This is a genomic window from Paucibacter sp. KCTC 42545, from assembly GCF_001477625.1.
Taxonomy (GTDB): domain Bacteria; phylum Pseudomonadota; class Gammaproteobacteria; order Burkholderiales; family Burkholderiaceae_C; genus Paucibacter_A.
Genome location: NZ_CP013692.1, coordinates 5,070,279 through 5,095,984, shown reverse-complemented (window position 1 = coordinate 5,095,984; position 25,706 = coordinate 5,070,279). Strand labels below are relative to the sequence as shown.

The following is a 25,706-nucleotide window of genomic DNA, read 5'->3' as shown; positions in this document are numbered from 1 at the left end:
TAGTTTAGAAGCGGAAGTGCGAGAAGGCCTTGTTGGCTTCTGCCATGCGGTGAACTTCGTCACGCTTCTTCATGGCGCCGCCGCGGCCTTCTGCGGCCTCGAGCAACTCATTGGCCAAACGCTGCGACATGGACTTTTCACCACGCTTGCGGGCCGATTCTTTCAGCCAACGCATGGCCAAAGCCATACGGCGGACAGGACGAACTTCCACGGGAACTTGGTAGTTCGCACCGCCAACGCGGCGTGACTTCACTTCGACCATTGGCTTGACGTTGTTCAAGGCGACCAGGAACACTTCCAGGGGGTCCTTGCCAACCTTCTTTTCGACTTGTTCCAGGGCACCGTAGATGATGCGCTCTGCAACAGCCTTCTTGCCCGATTCCATGATGACGTTCATGAACTTGGACAGATCGACATTACCGAACTTAGGATCAGGCAGGATGTCCCGCTTGGGTACTTCGCGACGACGTGGCATGGGATTCTTCCTCTTGCTTCAGTTGGTAGGGACCAAAGATCCGTACCGCTGGATATCCACCAAGAGCCGGGGCTCTGTTTGGGGCTACCCACTTACTCGGTTGCTGCCAGGGCTTTCGCCTCAGACACAAACCGCTAAATATCTTGCGCGAGCATAGTGCTTGCGCGTGACAACTCTTACTTGTTCTTCGGACGCTTCGCGCCGTACTTGGAACGCGACTGCTTGCGGTCTTTCACGCCTTGCAAGTCCAGCGAGCCACGCACGATGTGGTAACGCACACCAGGCAAGTCCTTCACACGGCCGCCGCGAACCAGCACAACGCTGTGTTCTTGCAGGTTGTGGCCTTCGCCGCCGATGTAGGAAATCACTTCGAAACCGTTCGTCAGACGAACCTTGGCAACCTTACGCAGGGCCGAGTTAGGCTTCTTAGGAGTGGTGGTGTACACGCGAGTGCACACGCCACGACGCTGGGGGCAACCCTGCATCGCTGGCGATTTGGATTTCGTGACCTCGGTCTCACGACCGTGGCGCACGAGTTGATTGATGGTTGGCATAAGTAACTTGTTCCCGTTTGAAGTCACACGCTTCGGCGGCGAGGCTCAGGATGAGCTGACCTAAAAATCTTGTCTCAAGGCTTGAGAGGCTGGCCGGAGTGAATCCGGTCTAACTGGGGGAGGCACGAATGCCCGCCAGATCAAAATTCGTGACCGCGCGCGAAATGCGCAGCAAGGCCCACCGAAGAGCCTGTGATTGTAGACCAGATCACTGAAAAGGCACAAGCGGTGCGGCGATTCGCCCTTCTGACATGGGCTGCTGCAGGTATTCTTGTCGGCTTTTCCGCAATTTTCGACGGCCTTCGCCACTAACAAGCCCATGCCCAACACGCCAACTGCGCCCCGCCTTTCCACATCGCCCCCGCCGGCTGTGGTGATCGACACCCAAGTCGTGATGGACTGGCTGGTCTTCAACGATGTGCGCGTGCAGTTGCTGGTGGCCGAAGTGAGCAGCGGGCGCCTGCGCTGGCTGGGGCAGCCCGCCATGCTGGATGAAATCTTGCACGTCTTGGGCCGAGGTGTGGCGGCCAGCTACGCCCCCGATCCGGCGCAGGTGAGCGCAGGCTTTGCCCAGTACTGCAGCATGGCAAGCCAAGTGCCGCCGCGGGCCGTGCGCCTGATTTGTCGCGATCCGGATGACCAAATGTTCATCGACCTAGCGGTTGAAGCCAAGGCGCGCTGGCTGATTTCGCGCGACCGGGCGGTTTTGGCGCTGGCCAAACGGGCGCGCGCCTTCGGGGTGGAAATCCGTATGCGTCCAGCCAAGTCATCTTGACTGGCTGACCTGGCTTCAAGCTATGACGGCTGCGCCCAGCGATGCGGCAGCAACTCAGCGATACGGCTGGCGGGCTGTGTCGGCAGCCTGGTCAGCACGTCCTTCAGGTAAGCCCATGGCTCCAGCCCATTGAGCTTGGCCGATTGGATCAAGCTCATGACGGCCGCAGCTCGCTTGCCCGCGCGCAGGCTTCCAGCGAAGAGCCAATTCGAACGCCCCAGCGCGACAGGCCGGATACGGTTCTCGACCCAGTTGTTGTCGATGGGCAGCATGGGGTCATCAAGGTAGCGCATCAGCGCCACCCAGCGTTTGAGGCTGTAGTCGATGGCCTTGGCTGTGGCTGAGCCGTCTAGCACCTTCTGCCGGTGCAGCGTGAGCCAGAGATGCAAGGCATCGGCCACGGGCTTGGCCTGCCGCTGCCTGGCCTGCAGTCGCTGCTCTGGTGCAGATGCCTGCACCTCGCGCTCGACCTCGTACAGCTTGCCGAAGTGGCTCAGCGCCTGCTCGGCGATCTGGCTGCGATGGTTGGCCCAGAGTTCGTAGAACTTGCGCCGCGCATGCGCCATGCAGCCCACCTCAGTCATGCCCTTGGCCAGCAGAGCCTTGTAGCCGGAGTAGTCGTCGCAAACCAGCGCACCGCGCCAGTCGCCCAGGAACTCCATCGCATGCTTGCCCGCGCGACTCTCGGCGAAGTCGTAGACGACGATGCGGCTGTCCTCGAACTGGCCGGTGCAGTAGCTCCACAAATAGGCCCTGTGCGTCTTGCCAGCACCTGGATCGAGCATCGCGACCGGTGTCTCGTCGGCATGCAGCACGCGGTGGCTGAACATCTCGGCCTTGAGTGCGTCCACCAGCGGCTGCAACTGCACGCCGCAGGCGCCGACCCAGGCGGCCAGTGTCGACCGCGGCAAGGCCACACCGGAGCGGGCGTAGATGCTTTCTTGCCTGTACAGCGGTTGATGGTCGGCGTACTTAGCGACCAGCACCTGCGCCAGCAGGCCAGCGGTGGGAATGCCCTTGTCGATGACGTGCGCCTCGACCGGCGCTTGCACCAAGCGCTCACACTTGGCACAGGCCCACTTGCCACGGATGTGACGCTCGACGGTGAACACGCCGGGCTCGTAGTCCAGCTTCTCGGCCACGTCCTCGCCGATGCGCTTCATCTGGCAGCCGCACGTACACAGGGTGCTGTCAGGCTCGTGGCGGAACTCGCGGCGTGGCAGCTCGGCCGGAAGAGCCTGGCGCCTGGGTGTCTGGCGCTCTGGGCTGGCTGGCCTGGTGGCGAGTTGCTGCAGTTCGCTTTGCACCGCCTCCAGGTCTTCGTCGACCGAGTCTTCGAGCAGGCTGCGCTGATCGCCTTGGAACACTTCGCTGCTGGCCGCGAACTTCATCCGCTTGAGCACCGCGTTCTCGTGCGTGAGCTTGTCGATGGTGGCCTGCTTGTGGCGTACCTCGTTCAGCAGTCGCTCGGTCAGCACGCGCAACTGCGCGGGTGTCAGGTCATCGAGTTGGGCTTCGTGGATCACGAGAATGCATCTTGCCCGCTTCGATACCAGCAGGCATCGGCACTTCCGGCAATTGCACTACAGCACGCGAATGACTCCGGCCTCGCCCATCATCTGCCATGGCAAGCCCAGCACGAGCGCGTCGAGTTGCTCGCGGCTCAGACTCAATGTGCCTTCGACGTGATGGGGCCAGATGAACTTGCCGCGATGCAGCCGCCGGGCGGCCAGCCAGATGCCGACACCGTCGTGCACCAGCACCTTCATACGGTTGGCGCGTCGATTGGCGAAGAGGTAGGCGGTGTGCGGGTGAGCAGCGCCGAAGACCTTGACCACGCGGGCCAACGCCGACTCGGTTCCGGCGCGCATGTCCAGCGGCTCGACAGCCATCCACACAGCGTCGATGCGGATCAACGCAGCAACTCGCGGGTCCAGGCGGCGAACTCGGCCGCCGCCGATGTCGGCCAGTTGATCGTCATGGCGATGGCGCCGCGTCGCAGGTCGACCTGGATGGCGGCGCTGGAGACAGGATCAGGCGCAGGTGTCGATGCAAGCGACACCGGAACGAAGCCGCTTGAGATCGTGGGCACTGATGGCTTGCCTTCGCGCGCCAGTTGCCGCCAGCGGTGCACGACGTTGGCATTGATGCCGTGGCCCAGGGCCACCTTCGCCACCGATGTGCCTGGCGCTGCGCATTCGGCCAGCACCTGTACCTTCAACGCCTCGCTATACGTCCGTCGCCTCGTGGGCTTGTCGCTTGCCATCGTGTCCACCTGTGATTACGTGGACACGATCCTTGCAGTCGCAATGCCTCAATTCAAGACGGGATGCCCGGACGCATACGGAAATCCTCACGCCGGAACGCTGGACCGAGCAGCACCTAAAAGGCACCCTGCCGCCAACGCCATAAAAAAAAGGCCACCCGAAGGTGGCCTTTGCTTTCCAGCACTAGCGAAGCTTATTCGGCTGCGCCTTCTTGTCCAGCATCCACGCTGGCCATTTGTGCGGAAGCCAATTCCTCGGCTTCTTGCTGAGCAATGGCGCGGCGCTCGGCGTCGTCCATCTTCTCCTTGGCGTAGCGGGCGCGGTGGAAGGCCATGCCGGTACCAGCCGGGATCAGGCGACCCACGATGACGTTTTCCTTCAGACCGCGCAGCTCGTCGCGCTTGCCCATGATGGCAGCCTCAGTCAGCACGCGGGTGGTTTCCTGGAAGGAAGCCGCAGAGATGAAGGAATCGGTCGACAGCGAAGCCTTGGTGATACCCATCAGCACGTCCGAATGGGTGGCAATCATCTTGCCTTCCTTACGCAGACGGTCATTGGTGTCCAGCAGCTCAGAGCGTTCCACTTGCTCGTTGATGATGTAGGACGAATCGCCAGAGTTGGTGATTTGCACGCGACGCAGCATCTGGCGAACGATCACTTCGATGTGCTTGTCGTTGATCTTCACGCCCTGCAAGCGATACACGTCCTGCACTTCGTCGACGATGTAGCGAGCCAGCTCTTCGATACCCAGCAGGCGCAGGATGTCTTGCGGGTCGGCGGAGCCGTCCACAATCAATTCGCCGCGGTTGACCACTTGGCCTTCGTGCACCAAGATGTTCTTTTCCTTGGGCACCAGCTCTTCGTGCTTCTTGCCGTCCGGGTCGGTGATTTCCAGGCGAATCTTGCCCTTGGTCTCCTTACCGAATGACACGGTACCGGTTTGCTCGGCCAGGATGCCGACATCCTTGGGCGAGCGGGCTTCGAACAACTCAGCCACGCGCGGCAGACCGCCGGTAATGTCTCGAGTCTTCTGACCTTCCATCGGGATACGTGCCAGCACTTCGCCGGGAGCCAATTCCTGGCCATCGCGCACCTGAATCAGCGAGCCCACGGGGAAGCCGATGGTCACCGAGTGGTCGGTGCCAGGGATCTTCACCTCATTGCCGTTCACATCCAGCAGCTTGATCTGCGGACGGATGATCTTGGCGGCGCCACGGCGCTTCGGATCGATCACCACCAGGGTCGACAAGCCGGTCACTTCGTCGACCTGCTTGGCCACGGTGACGCCCTCTTCCACGTTCTCGAACTTCGCCGTACCGGCGAATTCGGTAATGATGGGGCGGGTCAGCGGATCCCAATTGGCCAAGATGGTGCCAGCCTTGATGGCCTGGTCCGGCTTGATGCTCAGGATGGCGCCGTACGGCACCTTGTGACGCTCACGCTCACGGCCGTGCGGGTCGGCAATGATGATTTCGCCGGAACGGCTAATCACCACCAACTCGCCCTTGCCATTGGTCACGTAACGCATGGTGGCGTTGAAGCCGATCAAGCCTTCCGACTTGGCATCGACGCTCGAAGCCACTGCCGCACGCGAAGCCGCACCACCGATGTGGAATGTACGCATGGTCAGCTGTGTACCTGGCTCACCGATCGACTGCGCAGCAATCACGCCGACAGCTTCACCGGTGTTGACCAGACCACCACGACCCAGATCGCGGCCGTAGCAATGGGCGCACAGGCCGAAGCGAGTGGCGCAAGTCAGCGGCGTACGAACCTTGACCTCGTCCACGCCGGCAGCTTCCAGCATGTCCAGGACGTCTTCGTCCAGCATGGTCTTGGGAGGCAGCAGCACGGCTTGCGTCTCGGGGTGCAGCACCTCGATGGCAGTGACACGGCCCAGCACGCGGTCGCGCAGGGATTCGATCACTTCACCGCCTTCAACCAAGGCGCGCATGGCCAGGCCGTTGTCGGTACCGCAATCGTCCTCGATCACCACCAAGTCTTGCGTCACGTCCACCAGACGACGAGTCAGGTAACCCGAGTTCGCTGTCTTCAAAGCCGTATCCGCCAGACCCTTACGAGCACCGTGGGTGGAAATGAAGTACTGCAGAACGTTCAGGCCTTCGCGGAAGTTCGCCGTAATAGGCGTCTCAATGATGGAGCCGTCAGGCTTGGCCATCAAACCGCGCATACCGGACAGCTGGCGAATCTGGGCCGCGGAACCGCGGGCGCCGGAGTCGGCCATCATGTAGATGGAGTTGAAGGACTCCTGATCCACTTCCTTGCCGTGACGGTCGGTCGTCTTCTGCTTGGACAGCTGGCTCATCATGACCTTACCGACTTCGTCGCCGGTCTTGCCCCAGATGTCCACCACCTTGTTGTAGCGCTCGCCGGCTGTCACCAGACCGGAGATGTACTGCTGCTCGATTTCCTTGACTTCCTGCTCGGCGCGAGCGATCAGCACGGGCTTCTCGGGCGGCACCAACATGTCGTCAATCGCGATCGAGATACCGGCGCGCGTGGCCAGACGGAAACCGCTTTGCAGCAGCTTGTCGGCCAACACCACGGTTTCCTTCAGACCGCACTTGCGGAAGGAGGTATTGATCAGGCGCGAGATTTCTTTCTTCTTCAGCGCCTTGTCAATGTTCGCGAACGGCAAGCCCTTGGGCAGGATTTCGCTCAGCAGTGCGCGGCCCACCGTCGTGCTGGTCAGCTTGACTTCAGGGATCCACTCGCCCGGCTCAGCACCCTTGGTGTAATGCACCATGCGCACATTGACGCGGGCAGTGATTTCCACGGCGCCGTTTTCCAGCGCACGGATCAGCTCGGAGATGTCCGAGAAGACCATGCCCTCGCCCTTGCCGTTGATGCGCTCGCGGGTCGCGTAGTACAGACCCAGCACCACGTCTTGCGAAGGCACGATCGACGGTTCGCCGGAGGCCGGGAACAGCACGTTGTTGGAGGCCAGCATCAGCGTGCGGGCTTCCATCTGCGCTTCGATCGACAGCGGGATGTGAACGGCCATCTGGTCACCGTCGAAGTCGGCGTTGAAGGCCGAGCAAACGAGCGGGTGCAGTTGGATCGCCTTGCCTTCAATCAGCACGGGCTCAAAAGCCTGAATACCCAGGCGGTGCAGCGTAGGCGCACGGTTCAGCAGAACCGGGTGCTCCTTGATGACCTCTTCCAGGATGTCCCAGACCACGGGGGTGCCGGATTCGACTTCCTTCTTGGCGGCCTTGATCGTCGTCGCGATGCCCATGGCTTCGAGGCGCGAGAAGATGAAAGGCTTGAACAGTTCCAGGGCCATCAGCTTGGGCAGACCGCACTGATGCAGCTTGAGCGTTGGGCCCACGGTAATCACCGAACGACCGGAATAGTCGACGCGCTTACCCAGCAAGTTCTGACGGAAACGACCCGACTTACCCTTGATCATGTCGGCCAGCGACTTGAGGGCACGCTTGTTGGCGCCTGTCATGGCCTTGCCGCGACGACCGTTGTCCAGCAGCGAGTCCACGGCTTCTTGCAGCATGCGCTTTTCGTTGCGCACGATGATCTCGGGAGCCTTCAACTCCAGCAGACGAGCCAGACGGTTATTACGGTTGATGACGCGACGATACAGATCGTTCAGGTCGGAGGTCGCGAAGCGGCCGCCGTCCAGCGGCACCAGCGGACGCAAGTCCGGCGGCAACACGGGCAGCACTTCCAGCACCATCCAGTTCGGCTTGATGCCCGAACGCTTGAAGGCTTCCATGACCTTGAGGCGCTTGGAGTTCTTCTTGACCTTGAGCTCGGAGCCGGTCATGTCGTTGCGCAGACGGTCGATCTCGATGTCGAGATCCATGTCTTCCAGCAACTTCTTGACACCTTCGGCACCCATCAGCGCGATGAATTCGTCACCGAATTCCAGGCGCTTCGCGTCGTAGTCGTCCTCGGTCATGATCGAGAACTTCTTCAGCGGGGTCATGCCTGGGTCGACGACCACATACGCTTCAAAGTACAGCACGCGTTCGATGTCGCGCAGCGTCATATCCAGCACCAGGCCCAGACGCGAAGGCAGCGACTTCAGGAACCAGATGTGGGCGCAAGGCGCGGCCAGGTCGATGTGACCCATGCGGTCACGGCGAACCTTGGTCTGTGTGACTTCAACGCCGCACTTCTCGCAGATCACACCGCGATGCTTCAGGCGCTTGTACTTGCCGCACAAGCACTCATAGTCCTTGATGGGGCCGAAGATCTTGGCGCAGAACAGGCCGTCACGCTCGGGCTTGAACGTGCGGTAGTTGATGGTCTCGGGCTTCTTCACTTCGCCGAATGACCACGAGCGAATCTTCTCGGGCGATGCCAGCCCGATCTTGATCGCGTCGAAGTGTTCATCCGGTGTGAACTGCTTGAACAGGTCCAGTAAGCCTTTCATGGCTTCTCCTAATTTGTGGTTGGGTGCGAAGAACGTTTAGCTTGTTGGGGACAGAGCGGCCCTGCGCCTGCGGCGCGTGGGCAGGTCTGTCCCGCAAGGCTGTTAGTTCCTCTCCAACTCGATATCAATACCCAGCGACCGGATTTCCTTGACCAGCACATTGAACGATTCCGGCATGCCGGCTTCGATGGTGTGCTCACCCTTGACGATGGATTCGTACACCTTGGTACGGCCATTCACGTCATCGGACTTGACGGTCAGCATTTCCTGCAGGATGTAGGAGGCGCCATAAGCTTCCAGCGCCCACACTTCCATCTCACCGAAACGCTGGCCACCGAACTGAGCCTTACCACCCAGCGGCTGCTGGGTGACCAAGCTGTAGGGGCCGGTCGAACGGGCGTGCATCTTGTCGTCCACCAAGTGGTGCAGCTTCAGCACGTGCATATAGCCGACGGTGGTCGGGCGCTCGAAGCGCTCGCCGCTGCGGCCATCCGAGAGATAAGCCTGGGTGCGCGAAGCGGTCAGGCCCTTCTTGGCGGCGATGTCGTCCGGGTAAGCCAGCTTCAGCATGGCGCGGATTTCGTCTTCCTTGGCACCATCGAACACCGGGGTCGCGAAAGGCACGCCGTTGCGCAGGTTGTGAGCCATTTCGACGATTTCGTCGTCGCTCAGGTCTTCCAGATGCTCAGTCTTGCCGCCGTGCTGGTTGTACAGCTCATCGAAGAACTTGCGCAGTTCGGCCACGCGAGCGTGTTCCTGCAGCATGTCGCCGATGCGCTGGCCAATGCCCTTACCGGCCCAGCCCAAGTGAACTTCCAGCACCTGACCCACGTTCATCCGCGAAGGCACGCCCAGCGGGTTCAACACGATGTCAGCAGGTGTGCCGTCGGCCATATAAGGCATGTCTTCGATCGGAGCGATCTTGGACACCACGCCCTTGTTACCGTGACGGCCGGCCATCTTGTCACCAGGCTGCAGGCGACGCTTGACGGCCAGGTAGACCTTGACCATCTTCAGCACGCCAGCGGGCAGCTCATCACCTTGCGTCAACTTCTTGCGCTTTTCTTCAAAAGCCAGGTCGAAGCTGTGGCGAGTCTGTTCCAGCGAGTTCTTGATCGATTCCAGCTGGTTGGCGACTTCGTCCTCGGCGGGACGGATGTCGAACCAGTGGAACTTCTCGACGCCGGCCAGATAGGCCTTGTCGATGACCGTGCCCTTGGCGATCTTCTGCGGGCCGCCGTTGGCCACGCGGCCGTTTAGCAGCTTCTCGATACGGTCGAAAGCGTCGGCCTCAACAATACGCAGTTGGTCGTTCAGGTCCAGGCGGAAGCGCTTCAGCTCATCGTCAATGATCTGCTGGGCGCGCTTGTCACGCTGGATGCCTTCACGGGTGAAGACTTGCACGTCGATGACGGTGCCCGAGGTGCCTTGGTCGACACGCAGGGACGTGTCTTTCACGTCGGAAGCCTTCTCGCCGAAGATGGCGCGCAGCAGCTTCTCTTCCGGCGTCAGCGTGGTCTCGCCCTTAGGCGTGACCTTGCCAACCAGCACGTCGCCAGGATTGACTTCAGCACCAACGTAGACGATGCCCGACTCGTCCAGGCGAGCCAATTGCTGCTCGGACAGGTTGGGAATGTCACGGGTGATTTCTTCGCTACCCAGCTTGGTGTCACGCGCGTTGACCACCAGTTCCTCGATGTGGATCGAGGTGTAACGGTCTTCAGCAATGACACGCTCCGAGATCAGGATCGAGTCCTCGAAGTTGTAGCCGTTCCAAGGCATGAAGGCGACCAGCATGTTCTGGCCCAGCGCCAACTCACCGATGTCGGTGGATGCACCGTCAGCAATGATGTCCTCGGCAGCCACCTTGTCACCACGGCGCACGATGGGGCGCTGATGGATGTTGGTGTTCTGGTTCGAACGCTGATACTTGATCAGGTTGTAGATGTCGACGCCAACTTCGCCAGCCACGGTTTCTTCGTCACGCACGCGAATCACGATACGGTTCGTATCCACATAGTCAACGATACCGCCGCGGCGAGCCGCCACGACCGTGCCCGAGTCCTTGGCCGCCACGCGCTCAACGCCGGTACCGACCATGGCCTTTTCAGGACGCAGGATTGGCACAGCCTGACGCTGCATGTTGGCGCCCATCAATGCGCGGTTCGCATCGTCGTGCTCCAGGAAGGGCACCAGCGATGCCGCCACCGAGACGATCTGCGTAGGCGCCACGTCCATGTACTGGATGCGCTCGGGCGAGGTCAGCACCGACTCGCCGTTTTCACGGGCCGACACCAGCTCGTCGATCAGCTCGCCGTCCTTGCTCAGCGAAGCATTCGCCTGCGCAATGACGTACTTGCCTTCTTCGATGGCCGACAGGTAGTCGATCTGGGTCGTCACCTTGCCATCGACGACGCGACGGTAAGGCGTTTCCAGGAAGCCGTACTCGTTCAGCTGTGCGTACAGAGCCAAGGAGTTGATCAGACCAATGTTCGGGCCTTCAGGCGTTTCGATTGGGCAGACACGACCGTAGTGGGTGGGGTGCACGTCACGGACTTCAAAGCCAGCGCGCTCGCGGGTCAAACCACCCGGGCCAAGGGCGGAAACACGACGCTTGTGCGTGATTTCCGACAGCGGGTTGGTCTGGTCCATGAACTGCGACAGCTGCGATGCACCGAAGAACTCCTTCAGGGCCGCAGAGATCGGCTTGGAGTTGATCAGGTCATGCGGCATCAGGGCTTCGGTCTCGGCCTGGCCCAAACGCTCCTTGACGGCCTTCTCGATACGAGCCAGACCCGAGCGGTACTGGTTCTCAGCCAGTTCGCCCACGCAACGCACGCGACGATTGCCCAAGTGGTCAATGTCATCGACTTCGCCGCGGCCATTGCGCAGCTCGACCAAGATCTTGACGACGTCCAGGACGTCCTCGTTCGACAAGGTCATGGCGCCTTCGGGCGTGTCGCGGCCCGCACGGGCGTTGAACTTCATCCGGCCGACGCGCGACAGATCGTAGGTATCAGCGCTGTAGAACAGGCGGTTGAACAGGGCCTCGACGGCATCTTCCGTTGGCGGCTCGCCAGGGCGCATCATGCGATAGATGGCCACGCGCGCAGCCAGCTGGTCGCTGGTTTCGTCAGCGCCCAGGGTCTGGCTGATGTAAGCACCCTCATCCAGCTCGTTGGTGAACAAGCACTGGATGTCTTTGATGCCGGCCTGGCGCAGCTTCTTCAGCAGCGCGTCGGTCAGCTCTTCGTTGGCCTTGGCGATGATTTCGCCGGTGTCGCCGTCGACCATGTTCTTGGCCAAGACACGGCCGAGCAGGAAGTCTTCCGGCACGGTGACGTGCTGGGTGCCCGACTGCTCCATCTGACGCACATGACGTGCGGTGATGCGCTTGTCCTTCTCGACGATGACGGTGCCGCTCTTGTCGGTCAGGTCAAAACGAGCGACTTCACCCTTCAGGCGGTCAGCCACGAATTCCATCTGCGCACCTGCGTCCATCAGACGGAAGTTGTCGAAGACGAAGAAGTGGGCCAGGATCTGCTCGGGGTTCAGGCCGATGGCCTTGAGCAGAATGGTGACGGGCATCTTGCGACGACGGTCAACGCGGAAGAACAAGATGTCCTTAGCGTCAAACTCGAAGTCCAACCACGAGCCGCGGTAAGGAATGATGCGGGCCGAGAACAGCAGCTTGCCGGACGAATGGGTCTTGCCCTTGTCGTGTTCGAAGAACACGCCGGGCGAACGGTGCAGCTGGGAGACGATGACACGCTCGGTGCCATTGACGATGAAGGAACCGTAGTCGGTCATCAGGGGCACTTCGCCCATGTAGACCTCTTGTTCCTTGATCTCCTTGACGGTCTTCGCCTGGGGCGACTCACGGTCATAAATGATCATCTGCAGGCGCGCGCGCACGGCGGCTGCATAGGTCAAGCCACGTTGCTGGCACTCGCGAGTGTCAAACGGGGGCTTGGCAATGTTGTACTCGAGGAACTTCATTTCCACGAAACCGTTGTGCGAAACAATCGGGAACGCGGACAAGAATGCTGCCTGCAGGCCTTCGGCCTTGCGCTTTGCAGCGGGTACATCCTTTTGCAAGAAGGCGACATAAGCCTCCTTCTGCATGGTCAACAGATAGGGAACGTTGAGAACGCTCTCACGCTTGCCGAAACTCTTGCGAATTCGCTTGCGCTCGGTATAGCTATAGGGGGTTGCTTGCGCCATAAACACTCCGTGTCGAGAGCCCGTCCCTGGCCGTGGAACAGGCTTCGTCGGCGACTGGCTTTCCGAACCCACTCCAGGACGGAGGGCTCGACGCTTGGTGATTGGCCACTACCAATCGCTGGCGGACAACCCCGGCATTGCACCTGGGTCCGACCAAACCGGCTCTCTGCAGTCGGATCAGAGAACACTTGAAAGAACCGCGCATGATACACCGCGCGAGGCTTTCAACTATCCTCGAACTAATTTGACCTTCAAACGCTAAAAGGGGAGACCCGAAGGTCACCCCTTTATCAGTCATTCGCCACCGTTGTTGGCCACCCTCTTTTTCAACTACCTCGTCAGGCGCGTTGAAACTTCTGAGTAGCCCGGTCGCATGACCCAGCCGGCAAGTGCTGGCGGCCGGAACCGCCCTGCACCTGCTGTCAAAATTACTTGACGTCGACCTTGGCGCCGGCTTCTTCCAGCTTCTTCTTAGCGGCGTCGGCGTCAGCCTTGGACACGCCTTCCTTGACAGCCTTAGGAGCGGCGTCAACCAGGTCCTTAGCTTCCTTCAGGCCCAGGCCGGTGATTTCGCGGACAGCCTTAATGACGGACACCTTGTTGGCGCCGACGTCAGCCAGGATGACGTTGAACTCGGTCTGCTCTTCAGCAGCGGCTGCACCAGCAGCAGCGCCACCAGCTGCAGGAGCAGCCATAGCAGCGGCGGACACGCCGAACTTCTCTTCGATGGCCTTGACCAGGTCGTTGAGTTCCAGAACGGTCATTGCGTCCAGGGCGGTGATGAATGCGTCTTTATCGAATGCCATTTGAGGCTCCTAGATAGATTGGTTGTTTGCTGATGATCAAGCTGCAGGAGCAGCTTCTTCGGCAACCGCGGCTTCTGCCGGGGCGCCACGCTGCTCGGCCACAGCGGCCACGACACGCGCGAAGCGCGAGACGGGCGACTGCATGAGACCCAACAACTGAGCCAGCAGGACTTCCTTGCTGGGCACAGATGCCAAGGCCTTGATGCCGTTAGCGTCGAGGGCCTTGCCGCCATAGGCGCCGCCCTTGATGATCAGTTTGTCGTTGGTTTTCGCAAAGTCAGCGATGACTTTTGCGGCTGCAACAGCGTCTTCAGAAAAGCCATAGATCAGCGGACCGACCATGCTCTCTGCAGCAGCTTCGAACGGCGTGCCGGCGACAGCGCGACGTGCCAGGGTGTTCTTCAGCACGTGAAGATAAACACCCTTGGAACGTGCGTCGACGCGCAGCTTGTTCAAGGCTTCCACAGTGAGGCCACGGTATTCGGCCAACGCCAGGGTCTGCGACTTAGCCGCTTGGGCTGCCACATCCGTAACGACGGCTGCTTTCTCGTTGCGATTGAGACTCAAGGTCTACTCCTCACAAAAAACGTGTTCTTTGCCTTACGGCTCCAAACACACCCGGGTTCAGCGACCTTCTGTCCAGGACAAGCATTCAGCACTTCTCGCGAAGCGCAAAAATTCAAACCTTTACAGCGGGACCGCCATCTGCGCTGGCTTCCGAGTCAGCTTGCACCGACTCTTCGATTAAGCGACGCCACTAAAAAGCGGCGCCACACCAACGGTCTTGGATGACGCGAACCCGGCTTGCGCCCGGTTCGCCCCACCAATTCATCAGTACAGCGCCAGACTAGCGCTGCACCTCATTTCCAAACTTAGGCCGATGCCTGAGCGTTGATGCTGCCGACATCCACACGAGCGCCAACGCCCATGGTGGAGGAGATGGCAACCTTGCGCAGGTAGACACCCTTGCTGGTAGCAGGCTTGGACTTGTTCAGCGCTTCGATCAGCGCGCGCAAGTTACCTTCCAGCTTGTCGTTCTCGAACGAGCGACGACCCAGGGTGCCGTGAATGATGCCGCCCTTGTCAACGCGGAACTGGACTTGACCAGCCTTGGCGTTCTTGACAGCAGTAGCGACGTCAGGCGTCACGGTGCCGACCTTGGGGTTAGGCATCAGGCCGCGAGGACCCAGCACTTGACCCAGGGTACCAACGATACGCATCGTGTCAGGCGAGGCGATGACCACATCGAAGGGCATGTCGCCAGCCTTGATGCGCTCTGCCAGGTCTTCCATGCCAACCACGTCAGCACCGGCGGCCTTGGCTTCTTCAGCCTTGGCGCCTTGGGCGAACACGGCCACGCGTGTGGTCTTGCCGATACCGTGAGGCATCACGACCGCGCCGCGAACGACTTGGTCAGACTTCTTGGCATCCACGCCCAGTTGCACAGCAACGTCGATGGACTCGTCGAACTTGGCAGTTGCCAGGCTCTTGACCAGATCCAGTGCTTCGCCCAGCGAATACAGCTTGGTGGTCTCGACCTTGCCTTGCAAGGCCTTTTGGCGTTTAGTCAGCTTTGCCATCTCAGACACCCTCCACCAGCACGCCCATCGAGCGAGCGGAACCAGCAATCGTACGAACAGCGGCGTCCAGATCAGCAGCAGTCAAGTCCTTAACCTTGATCTTGGCGATTTCTTCCAACTGGGCGCGAGTCAGCTTGCCGACCTTGTCCAGGTGCGCACGTGGCGAACCCTTGTCGATCTTGGCCAGCTTCTTGATCAGCGCAGTGGCAGGAGCCGACTTGATGACGAAGGTGAAGCTCTTGTCTGCGTAGGCGGTGATGACCACCGGCAACTTCATACCCGGCTCATGGCCTTGGGTCTGAGCGTTGAACGCCTTGCAGAATTCCATGATGTTCAGACCGCGCTGACCCAGCGCAGGACCGACTGGCGGCGAGGGGTTAGCCTTGCCTGCCGCAACTTGCAGCTTGATAAAGCCGACAATTTTCTTGGCCATAATTTCTCCTAACCGAGTTCACAGCAGCCTCGCCGCGAACCCTGAGTGCTAGCGCAAGGGGCTCGCAGCGCGATGCCGCATACCCTTGCTCCTCTTGTTCACATCTCGTTGTGAACTGACTACGGACAGGATGCGCCCACCTTGCGGTATGCGCGGGCCCTGTCAGACCCTTATTTCTTGTTGACCTTTTGCCTTCGGCCCCTTTGGCCTCCAGCGAAAGGTTTACCGAGCTGCGCTCATCAAACCTTTTCGACTTGCGAGAAGTCCAACTCCACGGGAGTCGCACGGCCGAAAATCGTGACCGAAACGCGAACCTTGGACTTGTCGTAGTTGACGTCCTCGATGGCGCCATTGAAGTCCGTGAACGGGCCTTCTTTGACGCGCACGATCTCGCCAACCATCCACTCGACCTTAGGCCGCGGCTTCTCGATGCCCTCTTGCATCTGGCTGACGATCTTCATCACTTCAGCCTCGGAGATGGGGGCCGGGCGATTCTTCGCGCCACCCACAAAACCGGTCACCTTAGAGGTGTGCTTGACCAAGTGCCAAGTGTCGTCGTCCATGACCATTTCCACCAGCACATAGCCAGGGAAAAAGCGGCGTTCCGTCACAGCCTTCTTGCCATTCTTCAGCTCAACCACTTCTTCGGTGGGAACCAGAATGCGGCCGAACTTCTCTTGCATCTCGGCGCGGTCAATACGCTCGCGCAGATTGCGCTCAACCGCCTTTTCCATACCGGAATAGGCGTGAACCACATACCAGCGCTTGGGCAGACCGACGGGCGCGGCGGCCGCTTCGGTGGGGACAATGCTTTGCAGCTCTTCAGTCATTGCAATCCTTCAATGCGAACAAGCCCTTGCGGGCGTTGACAGGCTTTAGCGGGCTAGTAAATCAGCGCTTCCAGCCCAGGATCAGGTCGTACAGCACCCATTCCAGCGTCTTGTCCGTCAGCCACAGAAACAAGGCCATCACCACGACAAAGGCAAACACATAGCCCGTCATCTGGCGCGCTTCCTTGTGCGTCGGCCACACAACTTTGCGGACTTCACGCAAAGAATCGCGACCATAAGCAATCAAGGACTTGCCAGACTCAGAGGTAAAGAAAGCAGCCACAGCGCCTGCCAACAAAACCAACAAGGCAGCCCACTGAGCCACCGGACCCTGCTTAGCCAGCGCGTAGAACGCCACCAAGGCAGCAGCCAACAACAATACGGCGCCGCCCAGCTTCACCTTGTCGGCGCTGGTCGTCACTGTTTCAACTTGAGGATTGGACATTGATTGATTCACTCCATGCCGAGCCAAGAGGCACCGACATTCACACGCATATTCGCCCTGAAATCAACGCGAACTCAAATCAGAAAAACAAGGTAGCCATCAGCAGCAAAGCCCGCCGGGATCAAATCCCGCGGGCCGATGCTTGGACCAACAACCCAGCACCCGTGATCAATGGGGGCTGGCAGGGGCGGAGGGCCTCGAACCCCCGACCTTCGGTTTTGGAGACCGACGCTCTGCCAATTGAGCTACGCCCCTGTGGCGCTTAATGCTTAATTCAGTACTTAGGCCAGGATGGTGGCAACCACGCCCGAACCCACGGTACGGCCACCTTCGCGGATAGCGAAGCGCAGACCGGTTTCCATGGCGATCGGAGCGATCAGCTTCACGGTGATGCCGACGTTGTCGCCAGGCATGACCATTTCCTTGTCTGCAGGCAGCTCAACAGCGCCGGTCACGTCAGTCGTACGGAAGTAGAACTGGGGACGGTAGTTGTTGAAGAAAGGCGTGTGACGGCCGCCTTCTTCCTTGCTCAGAACATAGATCTCAGCAGTGAAGTGGGTGTGCGGCTTGATCGAGCCGGGCTTGGCCAGAACTTGGCCGCGCTCGACGTCTTCACGCTTGGTGCCGCGCAGCAAGATGCCGACGTTGTCGCCTGCTTGACCTTGGTCCAGCAGCTTGCGGAACATTTCCACGCCGGTGACGGTGGTCTTCTGAACGTCGCGGATACCGACGACTTCGATTTCCTCGCCGACCTTGATGATGCCGCGCTCAACACGACCGGTCACCACAGTGCCGCGACCCGAGATCGAGAACACGTCTTCCACAGGCAGCAAGAAAGCGCCGTCAACGGCACGGTCAGGCTGGGGGATGTAGGTATCCAGTGCATCGGCCAGACGCATGATGGCTTGCTCGCCCAGGTCGCCCTTGTCGCCTTCCAGAGCCAGCTTGGCCGAACCCTTGATGATGGGGGTGTCGTCGCCGGGGAAGTCGTACTTGGACAGCAGCTCGCGCACTTCCATTTCGACCAGTTCCAGCAGCTCAGCGTCGTCGACCATGTCGCACTTGTTCAGGAAGACGATGATGTACTTCACGCCGACCTGACGAGCCAACAGGATGTGCTCGCGAGTCTGGGGCATTGGGCCGTCAGCAGCCGAGCAAACCAGGATCGCGCCATCCATCTGAGCGGCGCCGGTGATCATGTTCTTCACATAGTCAGCGTGGCCGGGGCAGTCAACGTGAGCGTAGTGGCGGTTAGCCGTTTCGTACTCAACGTGAGCGGTGTTGATCGTGATGCCGCGCGCTTTTTCTTCGGGGGCTGCGTCGATCTGGTCGTAGGCCTTGGCCTCGCCGCCGAACTTGGCCGACAGCACGGTTGCGATTGCAGCCGTCAGCGTGGTCTTGCCATGGTCAACGTGACCGATGGTGCCGACGTTGACGTGCGGCTTGGTACGTTCAAACTTGCTCTTTGCCATTTCTGCGCTCCTGCTAGGGAATCTGATCAGACTTCAGGAAAACATTACGAGAGAAAAGCGGTGGTGCCCATGACGCGGATCGAACGCGTGACCTCTCCCTTACCAAGGGAGTGCTCTACCACTGAGCCACATGGGCATCGACACAGATTTGCGGACCACTTGATTCAGAAAACCCAAATCAGCAAATCTGTATCGACGACTTTTACAACCAAACATCAACTGGAGCGGGAGACGGGAATCGAACCCGCGTGATCAGCTTGGAAGGCTGGAGTTCTACCATTGAACTACTCCCGCGCATGAGTCTTACTCTTCTCGCCACTTCTTGATGATCGAGTCACCGGAATTTCCAGCGACTCGAATCAAGCGATGCGTTTTGCCTTGGTGGAGGAGGCTGGATTCGAACCAGCGTACTCGTAAGAGGGCAGATTTACAGTCTGCTGCCATTAACCACTCGGCCACCCCTCCGAGGCAAGCCCGCAACTATAGCACAGCATTTTTGCAGTGCCAAAGACTTTTTTCAAAAAGTCTTCAGGCGCTACATCCAGCCTGTGCCGCCACGGGTGCCGACAAGCCGCCATCTTAGCAGAGACCAAAGCGGTTCTCGCAGCAATACCAGTCAACTACCAAGAATTCCGCAGCTGGAACGCTGTTTTCGCCTTCGTTGCCCTTGGGGACTAGCCCCTGGTGTGGCAGTTACGCCGCGTTTCAGGGAAAACACGGTCCTTAAATTGGTAGCAAAGTGGCACTAGCCAGCCGTATAGTGGCATGGCATTGGTTGCATTGGTAGACATGGTGGGATCCAGCTTGCCTCATTGAATAGATGGGGAACAGCTTGATTCCTTTGGAAACTGGCCAGTTTCGAATCACTTGGCCACATCGAGGAGCATGAATGAAGATCCAAAAAAATCCGATCGCCGCCGCGGTCACGATGACGCTGCTGGGGTTCGCGCTGACAGCGCAAGCACAACAAGCTGAACAAAAGCCCGCCACTGAATCCGCCCAGCTTGAGGCCGTGGTGGTGACTGGTATCCGCGCTTCGCTGCAAACCGCAGCGAACATCAAGAAGAACGCCACTGCTGTGGTGGACGCCATTTCGGCTGAAGACATCGGCAAGCTGCCCGACACCGACGTCGGCCAGTCCCTGGGCCGCATTCCTGGCGTGACCGTGGGCCGTGACTTCGGCGTTGGCGCTTCGGTGTCCATCCGCGGTACCGACCCGCAAATGACCTACACGACGCTGAACGGCCAGACCGTGGCGTCGACCGGCTGGTATGACCAGAAGGACATCGACCGTTCCTTCAACTACTCCCTGCTGCCTTCCGAGCTGATCGGCGGCATGGAGGTCTACAAGTCCTCGCAAGCCGACCTGACCGAAGGCGGCATTGGCGGCACCGTGATCGTCAAGACCCGCAAGCCGCTCGAGCAAGCTGCTGGCACTGCCTTCCTGAGCGCCAAGTTCGGCAAGGGCACCATTAGCGACACGACCAAGGACGCTTCGGGCCTGTACAGCTGGCGCAATGAATCCAAGACCTTCGGCGTGCTGGTCGCCGGCGGTATTGAGAAGACCAACTACATCCGCCGCGGTGTTGAGTCCGACATGCGCTGGTCGGGCGACGTTTCGCCCACCACCTTCGTGCAAGACCGCGAACGCAAGGCCATGAACGTGACCCTGCAAGCACGTCCGGCCGACGGCCTGGAGCTGGGTCTGAACTATCTGCACCTGAACGTCGATGCAGACAACTCGAACACCAGCCACTACATCTTCACCGGCAACGTGGCCTCCGACTGCACGAAGACCAACCCGGTCAACGGCCTGTGCGTGGTGAGCACCCGCCCCACGGCGGACTACAACAAGCACAACATCTTCCTGCAGAACTGGGCCCGTTCGGCTTCGATGAGCTCGGACAGCCTGGTGCTGGACGGCACCTACAAGCGCGACGGCTTCAAGCTGACCGCTACCGGCGGCACCACCAAGGCTGAAGGCGGCACGAACCAAACGGCTAACTTCGCCTACGGCCAGTTCACGCCTGATTTCAGCAAGGGCGAGCCGGCGCTCACCGCCGCTCCTGGCAAGCTGCCTTACTGGACCGGCACCATCGACCTCACCGGCAACAAGCCTGTGATCTCGCCTTCGTCCAACCAGAACATCGGCGTCAGCAATCTGCCTGGCAAGTCGGGTCCTGAGCTGTGGGCCAACGGCCGCGGCCCGAACAAGGACAAGGAAAACTTCTTCCAGACCGACGCGACCTTTGACCTGAACAGCGGCGTCATCACCGCCTTCAAGACCGGTATTCGCCTGACCGACCACACCTTCACCAAGACCGGTGAGCGCGGCCTGCGCCCCACGACCGTGACCACCGTGGACTCGGCTTCCCTGTACAACGGCTCGCTCGATGTGGTGGGCGGCTGGTCGGTGCCTAAGCCAAACATCGGTGCCATGCTGTCCGCAGCGCGCGCCAATGTCACGGGCTGGGTTGAAGACCGCTCTGCTTACGGCGAGTTGAACGAGAAGAACCAAGCCGCTTACGGCATGCTGGACTTCGAATCGGGCAAGCTGCACGGTAACGTCGGCCTGCGCTATGTTCACACCAAGGCCACCGCCACCGGCTATGTGTTCGACGGCACCAAGTGGTCCGGCAACTGGGCCAACGACGCCGAGCAAAACAATGGTTGGGGCAAGGGCAAGACCAGCCAGTCGGCCAGCTACAGCGACTGGCTGCCTAGCCTGAACGCCGCTTACGACCTGGAGAAGAACACCATCGTGCGCTTCGCCGTGGCTCAGGCGATCACCCGCCCGAACTTCGCCAATATGTTCAACGCCTCGGTGGTTGGCTTTGCGGATACCAACAAGAGCAATGACACCTTCAACTACGGCACGCCTGCACTGAAGCCCCAGAAGTCGACTCAGTTCGACCTGGGCCTTGAGTACTACTACGGCCGTGGCAACCTGGTGTCGGCTGCTGTGTTCTACAAGAGCATCGACAACTTCATCACCACCGAGACTCAGCTGAACCAAAAGGTTGGCGTGGTCAGCCCTGACACTGGCGTGGATAGCTGGACCATCAACCGCTACGTCAACGCAGGTGGCGGCAAGATCAAGGGCTTCGAGTTGCAGGCTAACCATGCCTTCAACAACGGCTTCGGTACCGCTGCTAACTACACCTACTCCGACGCATCGGCCCCGGCCAGCTCCTACCAGGATCAGCTGAACCTGTTCACCCTGTCGTCCAAGCACAACGCCAACTTGGTGGGCTACTACGAGGACTCCACCTACTCGGCACGTCTGGCCTACAACTGGCGTTCGAAGTACATGGTTCGCGAAAGCGGCTGGTACGGCAACCGTATGCACGACGCCTACGGCAGCCTGGATCTGAGCCTGGGCTGGAACATCACCAAGCAGCTGCGCCTGTCCCTGGACGCCGCCAACCTGCTGAAGGCTGATGACATCCAGTACGGTGCCGCAGATGCCGCCAGCAGCGTGCGTCCTTCGCTGAAGGCTGGCTTCCCGACCTGGTACTTCCAGGGCGAGACCACCTACCGCGTTGGCCTGAGCGCCAAATTCTGATTAGGCAAGTAAATAGCCTGTGACAGCAAAAAGCCCGGCACTAGCCGGGCTTTTTTTATTCTGCGCCGACCTTCGGCGGGCGGATACATCAACGGACGTCTGCACTGCACGCGCAACGCGCAGACGAGCCAGCCAATCACCTCACGGCGTCGTCCCGGCTAACTCCAAAAAGCACTGCCCGGTTCGGGAGAAGCATGTGCAGCGGCGCAGCGGCGCAGTGGCGCAGTGGCGCGGCGATCCTGCACTGGTGGCGGGGTCGCCAAGGGCCCATCGGGGCGCTCAGCCAAGCTGGGCTCAAGCCAGCTCAATCGAGCGAGGCGCTTGCAGCAAGTCCGAAATCGTAAAAAGTATTGAGCGTCAGGCGCCCGGTGCGCGGGTCGCTATTGATGCTGCGCGCCGGATTGATGCAGGCGCTGTGCAGCAGGCTGCCGGGGTAGACCACCAAGCGATTGAAGCGCGCCGGAATCATGCCCAGGAAGCTGAACTGCTCGTCCCCGCGGTCGAAGTAACGCTGCGCCGGTAGGCGGCGATTGATCTCTTCGTAGTACACGTCCAGATACTGCTCGCGGGTCTCGGGCGTGATCTGCTGCAGCCCCGTGGCCTTGTGGCGATAGAAGCCGGTGCCGCCATGTTGCTCGTCACAGAGATAAAGCAGCACGGCCATGTGGTGCGGCGTGCTGGCATCAAAGTGCGGCGTGCATTGCAAGGGCCCCATGTCCTGCGGCTGCGTGGTGGTGAGCGAGAAGGCACAAATGCTCTTGCGCAGCGGCAAGTCCTCGGGCACCTGGAAATTCAATTTGATCAAGGGCTCAAGCAGCTCGGTCAAATTGGCCGAATAGGCCGCCGGCGCTTCCGCCCGAATGCCGGGATAGCCTTTTTTGTTCACCTGCCCCGGATAAGGCTCAAAGCGGCTCTGGCAGGCCTGTTCCAACAAGGCCTGGGGGTCTTCCAGGAAGTTGTCGATGAAGACCACTTGGTGATCGCCCACTTTGACCGATCGGATATCGGGCGGCATGCGAATGGAAAAAGCGTCGGTCATGGCGAGTCGAAGGAGTTGAGGCGCTCTGGGAGCATGGCGCACAGCATCATGCTGAGCGAACTGTAGGTCGTTTCCGGCGCGGCCCGCTCAGCCCTTGCACAAGGGCGGGCGCATTTCGCGGATATGCTACTCAGCGCCCGGCAGACCCCGCCGATGCACGGTAGGCCGCCAGGAAGCCGTCCAGCCACTCACGCTGCGGCATCAGTTCAGCCCCGAGTTGGAGGGTGTGCTGACGCACCTTGTCAAACTCATGCGCAAACACCTGCTCCTCAAACGCTGTCATGCGCTTGGGGCGGGTTTTGAAGCGCATGCCGTAAAGCACGAAGAGGTAGTTGTCGACGTCGAACAGATCGAAGCGACTGAAGAAATCGCTCTTCTTTGGCGCATGCTGCTGCCACAGCGCCAGACGCTCGCTCAGCACCTCGGAGCGCGGCGCCTCCAAGGTGGCGCGACGCCAGAAGTCCGAGTCACGGCGGTCTGAGATGCAGTAGTGCAACTGCACAAAATCCATCACCCGCTCCCAGGTGTAGCTGACAACCTTGTTGCAGTAGTCCGCCGCCGCCGACATCTGCGCTTTGTCGGGCACGAAATTGCGCGCGAACAACTCAGCAGCAAAGTCGGTGACGAAAATGGAAGTCGCCTCCAGCGGCTCCACGAAGCCCTGGGCCAAGCCCAGCGCCACCGCGTTCTTGCACCAGAACTTCTCGCGATAGCCGATGCGCATCGGAATCTTGCGCGGCGAGAGCTTGTCTTCGCCAACACCCAAATAGGCAGCCAAGCCCTGCAGCGCTGCGGCCTCGCTGAGGTGCTGACTCGCGTAAACAAAGCCCACGCCACGACGATTGGTCAGCGGGATGTCCCACAGCCAACCAGCCGAATGCGCCTTGGCCAAGGTGTAGGGCGGAATGGGCGCGTCATCGGCGGTCGGGATTTGCACGGCCAGCGCACTATCCGTGAGGATATGCGCCGACTTGTCGACAAAAGGCACCTTGAGCAATTTGCCCAAAATCAGTGAGTGAAAGCCCGAGCAGTCCACATAGAAGTCGTACTGCAGGCGTTCGCCGTCCTGGGTGATCAGGACATCCACCTCGCCCTGGGCATTGAGCCGCGCGTCGACGATGGTGGCCTGCTTGTGCAGGACGCCCAGCTTGTCGCGGGCGTTCTTGGCCAGCAACTGGCCGAACTTCACCGCATTGAAGTGATAGGCGTAATTCAGCGGCCCTTCGAAGGGCGGCGAGGACACCCGCTTGGGCGATTTCATCGCATCCGCCAAGGCCGGCACTTCGCAGACCGATTCAAACGCCATCCAGTCCGCATGCTTGAGGTAGTGCGATGTGACATCGATGCCAGACGGGTAAGGCGAGGCAAAGGGGTGGTAGTAGGCATTGGCACCCGGTGCGGATGTGGGCGCCAGCCAATCGACGAACTTGATGCCGTCCTTGAAGGTGGCGTCACAAGTAGCCAGCAACTCGGCCTCCGAGATGCCGAACTTCTGCAGCGACTTGCGAATCTGCGGCACGGTGCCCTCGCCCACGCCGATGATGCCGATCTCGGGCGATTCAATCACCGTGATGCTGATGCCGGTTTCGGCCCGCAGCTCCACGGCCAAATGGTTAGCCGCCAGCCAACCGGCCGTGCCGCCGCCGATGATTGCGATACTTTTGACTGTCATGCTCTTGCCCCGATACGCCGCCAAGCGCCCTATCGCGCAAGGCTGGCGCTCACACCTTGAAGTAGATTCCGCGCCGGTCCAGCAGCTTCACGATCACCGCCCACACGGCCACAAAGGCCAGGGCAAAGGCGAGCGATTGACCCCACGGCCCCACCAGCGGCTGCAGCCAGGCAAAGCCATGCGCGTACAGCGGCGCCATCAGGCCAAAGCCTTCCAACAGCACGGTGCACATCCAGGCGCCGCCATAGGCCGCGATGGCGTTGACACCAAAGCTGCGGCCCAGGGCCGGCCAGCCGCGTTGGTCGATCAACACATGCGCCAGGGCCAGGGCCAGGCAGGCCAGCCCACCGGTCCACAGCACAAAGCTGGAGGTCCACAGTTGCTTGTTGAAAGGCAACACGCCCGTTACCAGCCAGCCCAGCGCCGCTGCGGCCACACCGAAGATCAGCAGTTGCTGCAGCTTGCCTTGGCGCAACAGATGGCCGGCGCGCAGGCCCAGCAGGCAGGTCGCCAAGGCACCCAGGGTGCTGACCAGGCCTTCGGGCTCATGGCCGAAGCCGGTAGCGGCCACCCATTCGTAGGCATGGCGGCCCAAGACGGCGGCGTCCACGCGCGAGGCGATATTGCCCAGCTTGTCCAGGCTACCCGCACCGAGCAGCAGAGCCGCATAACCCAGCAACAAGCCGCCCAGCAAGAGCCATTGCGTACGCTCCCGCAGATAGACCGCCGCACAACCCACCAGCGCAAAACACAAGCCGATGCGTTGCAGCACGCCCATGATGCGGAACTCGGGCTTGTCCATCAGCCACCAGGCCAGCAGATGCAAAACCAGCCCTAAGCCGATGATGCGCAGGGCACGCACCAGAATCGTTTTGGCCATCGGCGCCGGCGGCACGTGTGCCTCGATGCGCGAGCCAAAAGCCAGCGCAATCGACACGCCGACGATGAACAAGAAGAAGGGGAAGATCAGGTCGGTGGGCGTGCAGCCATGCCACTCGGCGTGTTCCAGCGGCCAATACACATGGCCCCAGTCGCCGGGGTTGTTGACCAGCAACATGGCGGCCACCGTCAGGCCGCGCAGGGCATCCACGGAGGCGTAACGTTTGCTTGCTGTCGTTGCGCTCATCCCCATCCTTTTTTTTATTCGAAATACCA

General features: G+C 60.4%; 19 protein-coding genes and 4 tRNA genes. 2 read left to right on the top strand and 21 right to left on the bottom strand.

Translation table 11 applies throughout. The features are described 5' to 3' along the window. Positions 1-4: 4 nt before the first annotated feature. Positions 5-475 carry a 30S ribosomal protein S7 gene (gene rpsG, locus AT984_RS21835; protein WP_058721900.1) on the bottom strand — a complete coding sequence of 157 codons (471 nt, stop codon included), beginning with the start codon at positions 473-475 and terminating at the stop codon, positions 5-7. 176 nt (positions 476-651) lie between these two features. Next, complete coding sequence (gene rpsL / locus AT984_RS21830) at positions 652-1,029, bottom strand: 30S ribosomal protein S12 (RefSeq protein WP_058721899.1); 378 nt, start codon at positions 1,027-1,029, stop codon at positions 652-654. A gap of 319 nt (positions 1,030-1,348) precedes the next feature. Between rpsL and AT984_RS21825 the strand changes: the two genes are divergently transcribed. Continuing rightward, on the top strand, positions 1,349-1,804 hold the full coding sequence (locus AT984_RS21825) for a putative toxin-antitoxin system toxin component, PIN family (protein WP_082680394.1): 456 nt from the start codon (positions 1,349-1,351) through the stop codon (positions 1,802-1,804). A 20-nt stretch (positions 1,805-1,824) separates the two neighbouring features. Here AT984_RS21825 and tnpC read toward each other — a convergent pair whose 3' ends face one another. From tnpC to AT984_RS21745, 16 genes are all read right to left on the bottom strand, one after another. Further along, positions 1,825-3,327, bottom strand: a complete 1,503-nt coding sequence (gene tnpC / locus AT984_RS21820) for an IS66 family transposase (protein ID WP_156422263.1) — start codon at positions 3,325-3,327, stop codon at positions 1,825-1,827. A 60-nt stretch (positions 3,328-3,387) separates the two neighbouring features. Beyond that, a complete protein-coding gene (gene tnpB, locus AT984_RS21815; RefSeq protein ID WP_058720432.1) occupies positions 3,388-3,720 on the bottom strand; it encodes an IS66 family insertion sequence element accessory protein TnpB in 333 nt (110 codons plus the stop codon). Continuing rightward, entirely contained in the window at positions 3,717-4,070 is a 354-nt protein-coding gene (gene tnpA, locus AT984_RS21810; protein ID WP_058720433.1) for an IS66-like element accessory protein TnpA, read from the bottom strand. Before tnpA ends, tnpB begins: the two co-directional genes overlap by 4 nt. 194 nt (positions 4,071-4,264) lie before the next feature. Beyond that, positions 4,265-8,485 carry a DNA-directed RNA polymerase subunit beta' gene (rpoC, locus tag AT984_RS21805; protein ID WP_058721896.1) on the bottom strand — a complete coding sequence of 1,407 codons (4,221 nt, stop codon included), beginning with the start codon at positions 8,483-8,485 and terminating at the stop codon, positions 4,265-4,267. 102 nt (positions 8,486-8,587) lie between these two features. After that, positions 8,588-12,709: a DNA-directed RNA polymerase subunit beta gene (gene rpoB, locus AT984_RS21800; RefSeq protein ID WP_058721895.1), complete on the bottom strand. Its 4,122-nt coding sequence runs from the start codon at positions 12,707-12,709 to the stop codon at positions 8,588-8,590. Between the two features lie 428 nt (positions 12,710-13,137). After that, positions 13,138-13,515: a 50S ribosomal protein L7/L12 gene (rplL, locus tag AT984_RS21795; RefSeq protein ID WP_058721894.1), complete on the bottom strand. Its 378-nt coding sequence runs from the start codon at positions 13,513-13,515 to the stop codon at positions 13,138-13,140. A gap of 36 nt (positions 13,516-13,551) precedes the next feature. Then, complete coding sequence (gene rplJ, locus AT984_RS21790) at positions 13,552-14,082, bottom strand: 50S ribosomal protein L10 (RefSeq protein WP_058721893.1); 531 nt, start codon at positions 14,080-14,082, stop codon at positions 13,552-13,554. Between the two features lie 305 nt (positions 14,083-14,387). Next, the gene (gene rplA, locus AT984_RS21785; RefSeq protein WP_058721892.1) at positions 14,388-15,095 is read right to left on the bottom strand and encodes a 50S ribosomal protein L1; all 708 of its coding nucleotides are present in this window, start codon (positions 15,093-15,095) and stop codon (positions 14,388-14,390) included. 1 nt (position 15,096) lies between these two features. Continuing rightward, positions 15,097-15,528, bottom strand: a complete 432-nt coding sequence (gene rplK / locus AT984_RS21780) for a 50S ribosomal protein L11 (protein WP_058721891.1) — start codon at positions 15,526-15,528, stop codon at positions 15,097-15,099. A gap of 239 nt (positions 15,529-15,767) precedes the next feature. Beyond that, entirely contained in the window at positions 15,768-16,358 is a 591-nt protein-coding gene (gene nusG, locus AT984_RS21775) for a transcription termination/antitermination protein NusG (protein WP_058721890.1), read from the bottom strand. Between the two features lie 61 nt (positions 16,359-16,419). Further along, the gene (gene secE / locus AT984_RS21770) at positions 16,420-16,803 is read right to left on the bottom strand and encodes a preprotein translocase subunit SecE (RefSeq protein WP_058721889.1); all 384 of its coding nucleotides are present in this window, start codon (positions 16,801-16,803) and stop codon (positions 16,420-16,422) included. Positions 16,804-16,982: 179 nt separating this feature from the next. Beyond that, positions 16,983-17,058: transfer RNA gene (locus tag AT984_RS21765), tRNA-Trp, on the bottom strand. A 26-nt stretch (positions 17,059-17,084) separates the two neighbouring features. After that, positions 17,085-18,275, bottom strand: coding sequence for an elongation factor Tu (gene tuf, locus AT984_RS21760; RefSeq protein WP_058721888.1), 1,191 nt, complete (start codon positions 18,273-18,275; stop codon positions 17,085-17,087). A gap of 61 nt (positions 18,276-18,336) precedes the next feature. Beyond that, positions 18,337-18,411 (bottom strand) — tRNA-Thr (locus AT984_RS21755). Between the two features lie 84 nt (positions 18,412-18,495). Further along, positions 18,496-18,569: transfer RNA gene (locus tag AT984_RS21750), tRNA-Gly, on the bottom strand. An 85-nt stretch (positions 18,570-18,654) separates the two neighbouring features. Then, a tRNA-Tyr gene (locus AT984_RS21745) sits at positions 18,655-18,740 on the bottom strand. A 424-nt stretch (positions 18,741-19,164) separates the two neighbouring features. On the opposite strand from AT984_RS21745, the gene AT984_RS21740 reads away from it, so the two are divergent. After that, positions 19,165-21,840: a TonB-dependent receptor gene (locus AT984_RS21740; protein ID WP_058721887.1), complete on the top strand. Its 2,676-nt coding sequence runs from the start codon at positions 19,165-19,167 to the stop codon at positions 21,838-21,840. Positions 21,841-22,144: 304 nt separating this feature from the next. Here AT984_RS21740 and AT984_RS21735 read toward each other — a convergent pair whose 3' ends face one another. The 3 genes from AT984_RS21735 to AT984_RS21725 form a co-directional block, all read right to left on the bottom strand. Then, entirely contained in the window at positions 22,145-22,879 is a 735-nt protein-coding gene (locus tag AT984_RS21735; RefSeq protein ID WP_197418204.1) for a DUF6445 family protein, read from the bottom strand. A 130-nt stretch (positions 22,880-23,009) separates the two neighbouring features. Then, positions 23,010-24,551, bottom strand: coding sequence for a tryptophan halogenase family protein (locus AT984_RS21730; RefSeq protein WP_058722537.1), 1,542 nt, complete (start codon positions 24,549-24,551; stop codon positions 23,010-23,012). A gap of 49 nt (positions 24,552-24,600) precedes the next feature. Continuing rightward, positions 24,601-25,677: an acyltransferase family protein gene (locus AT984_RS21725; RefSeq protein WP_197418203.1), complete on the bottom strand. Its 1,077-nt coding sequence runs from the start codon at positions 25,675-25,677 to the stop codon at positions 24,601-24,603. Between the last annotated feature and the right edge of the window lie 29 nt (positions 25,678-25,706).

Bases quoted from the DNA above. Each gene is read 5' to 3' on its own strand.
- rpsG (WP_058721900.1), bottom strand. From the start codon at position 475: ATGCCACGTCGTCGCGAAGTACCCAAGCGGGACATCCTGCCTGATCCT.
- rpsL (WP_058721899.1), bottom strand. From the start codon at position 1,029: ATGCCAACCATCAATCAACTCGTGCGCCACGGTCGTGAGACCGAGGTC.
- AT984_RS21825 (WP_082680394.1), top strand. From the start codon at position 1,349: ATGCCCAACACGCCAACTGCGCCCCGCCTTTCCACATCGCCCCCGCCG.
- tnpA (WP_058720433.1), bottom strand. From the start codon at position 4,070: ATGGCAAGCGACAAGCCCACGAGGCGACGGACGTATAGCGAGGCGTTG.
- rpoC (WP_058721896.1), bottom strand. From the start codon at position 8,485: ATGAAAGGCTTACTGGACCTGTTCAAGCAGTTCACACCGGATGAACAC.
- rpoB (WP_058721895.1), bottom strand. From the start codon at position 12,709: ATGGCGCAAGCAACCCCCTATAGCTATACCGAGCGCAAGCGAATTCGC.
- rplL (WP_058721894.1), bottom strand. From the start codon at position 13,515: ATGGCATTCGATAAAGACGCATTCATCACCGCCCTGGACGCAATGACC.
- rplA (WP_058721892.1), bottom strand. From the start codon at position 15,095: ATGGCAAAGCTGACTAAACGCCAAAAGGCCTTGCAAGGCAAGGTCGAG.
- rplK (WP_058721891.1), bottom strand. From the start codon at position 15,528: ATGGCCAAGAAAATTGTCGGCTTTATCAAGCTGCAAGTTGCGGCAGGC.
- nusG (WP_058721890.1), bottom strand. From the start codon at position 16,358: ATGACTGAAGAGCTGCAAAGCATTGTCCCCACCGAAGCGGCCGCCGCG.
- secE (WP_058721889.1), bottom strand. From the start codon at position 16,803: ATGTCCAATCCTCAAGTTGAAACAGTGACGACCAGCGCCGACAAGGTG.
- tuf (WP_058721888.1), bottom strand. From the start codon at position 18,275: ATGGCAAAGAGCAAGTTTGAACGTACCAAGCCGCACGTCAACGTCGGC.
- AT984_RS21740 (WP_058721887.1), top strand. From the start codon at position 19,165: ATGAAGATCCAAAAAAATCCGATCGCCGCCGCGGTCACGATGACGCTG.
- AT984_RS21735 (WP_197418204.1), bottom strand. From the start codon at position 22,879: ATGACCGACGCTTTTTCCATTCGCATGCCGCCCGATATCCGATCGGTC.
- AT984_RS21730 (WP_058722537.1), bottom strand. From the start codon at position 24,551: ATGACAGTCAAAAGTATCGCAATCATCGGCGGCGGCACGGCCGGTTGG.
- AT984_RS21725 (WP_197418203.1), bottom strand. From the start codon at position 25,677: ATGAGCGCAACGACAGCAAGCAAACGTTACGCCTCCGTGGATGCCCTG.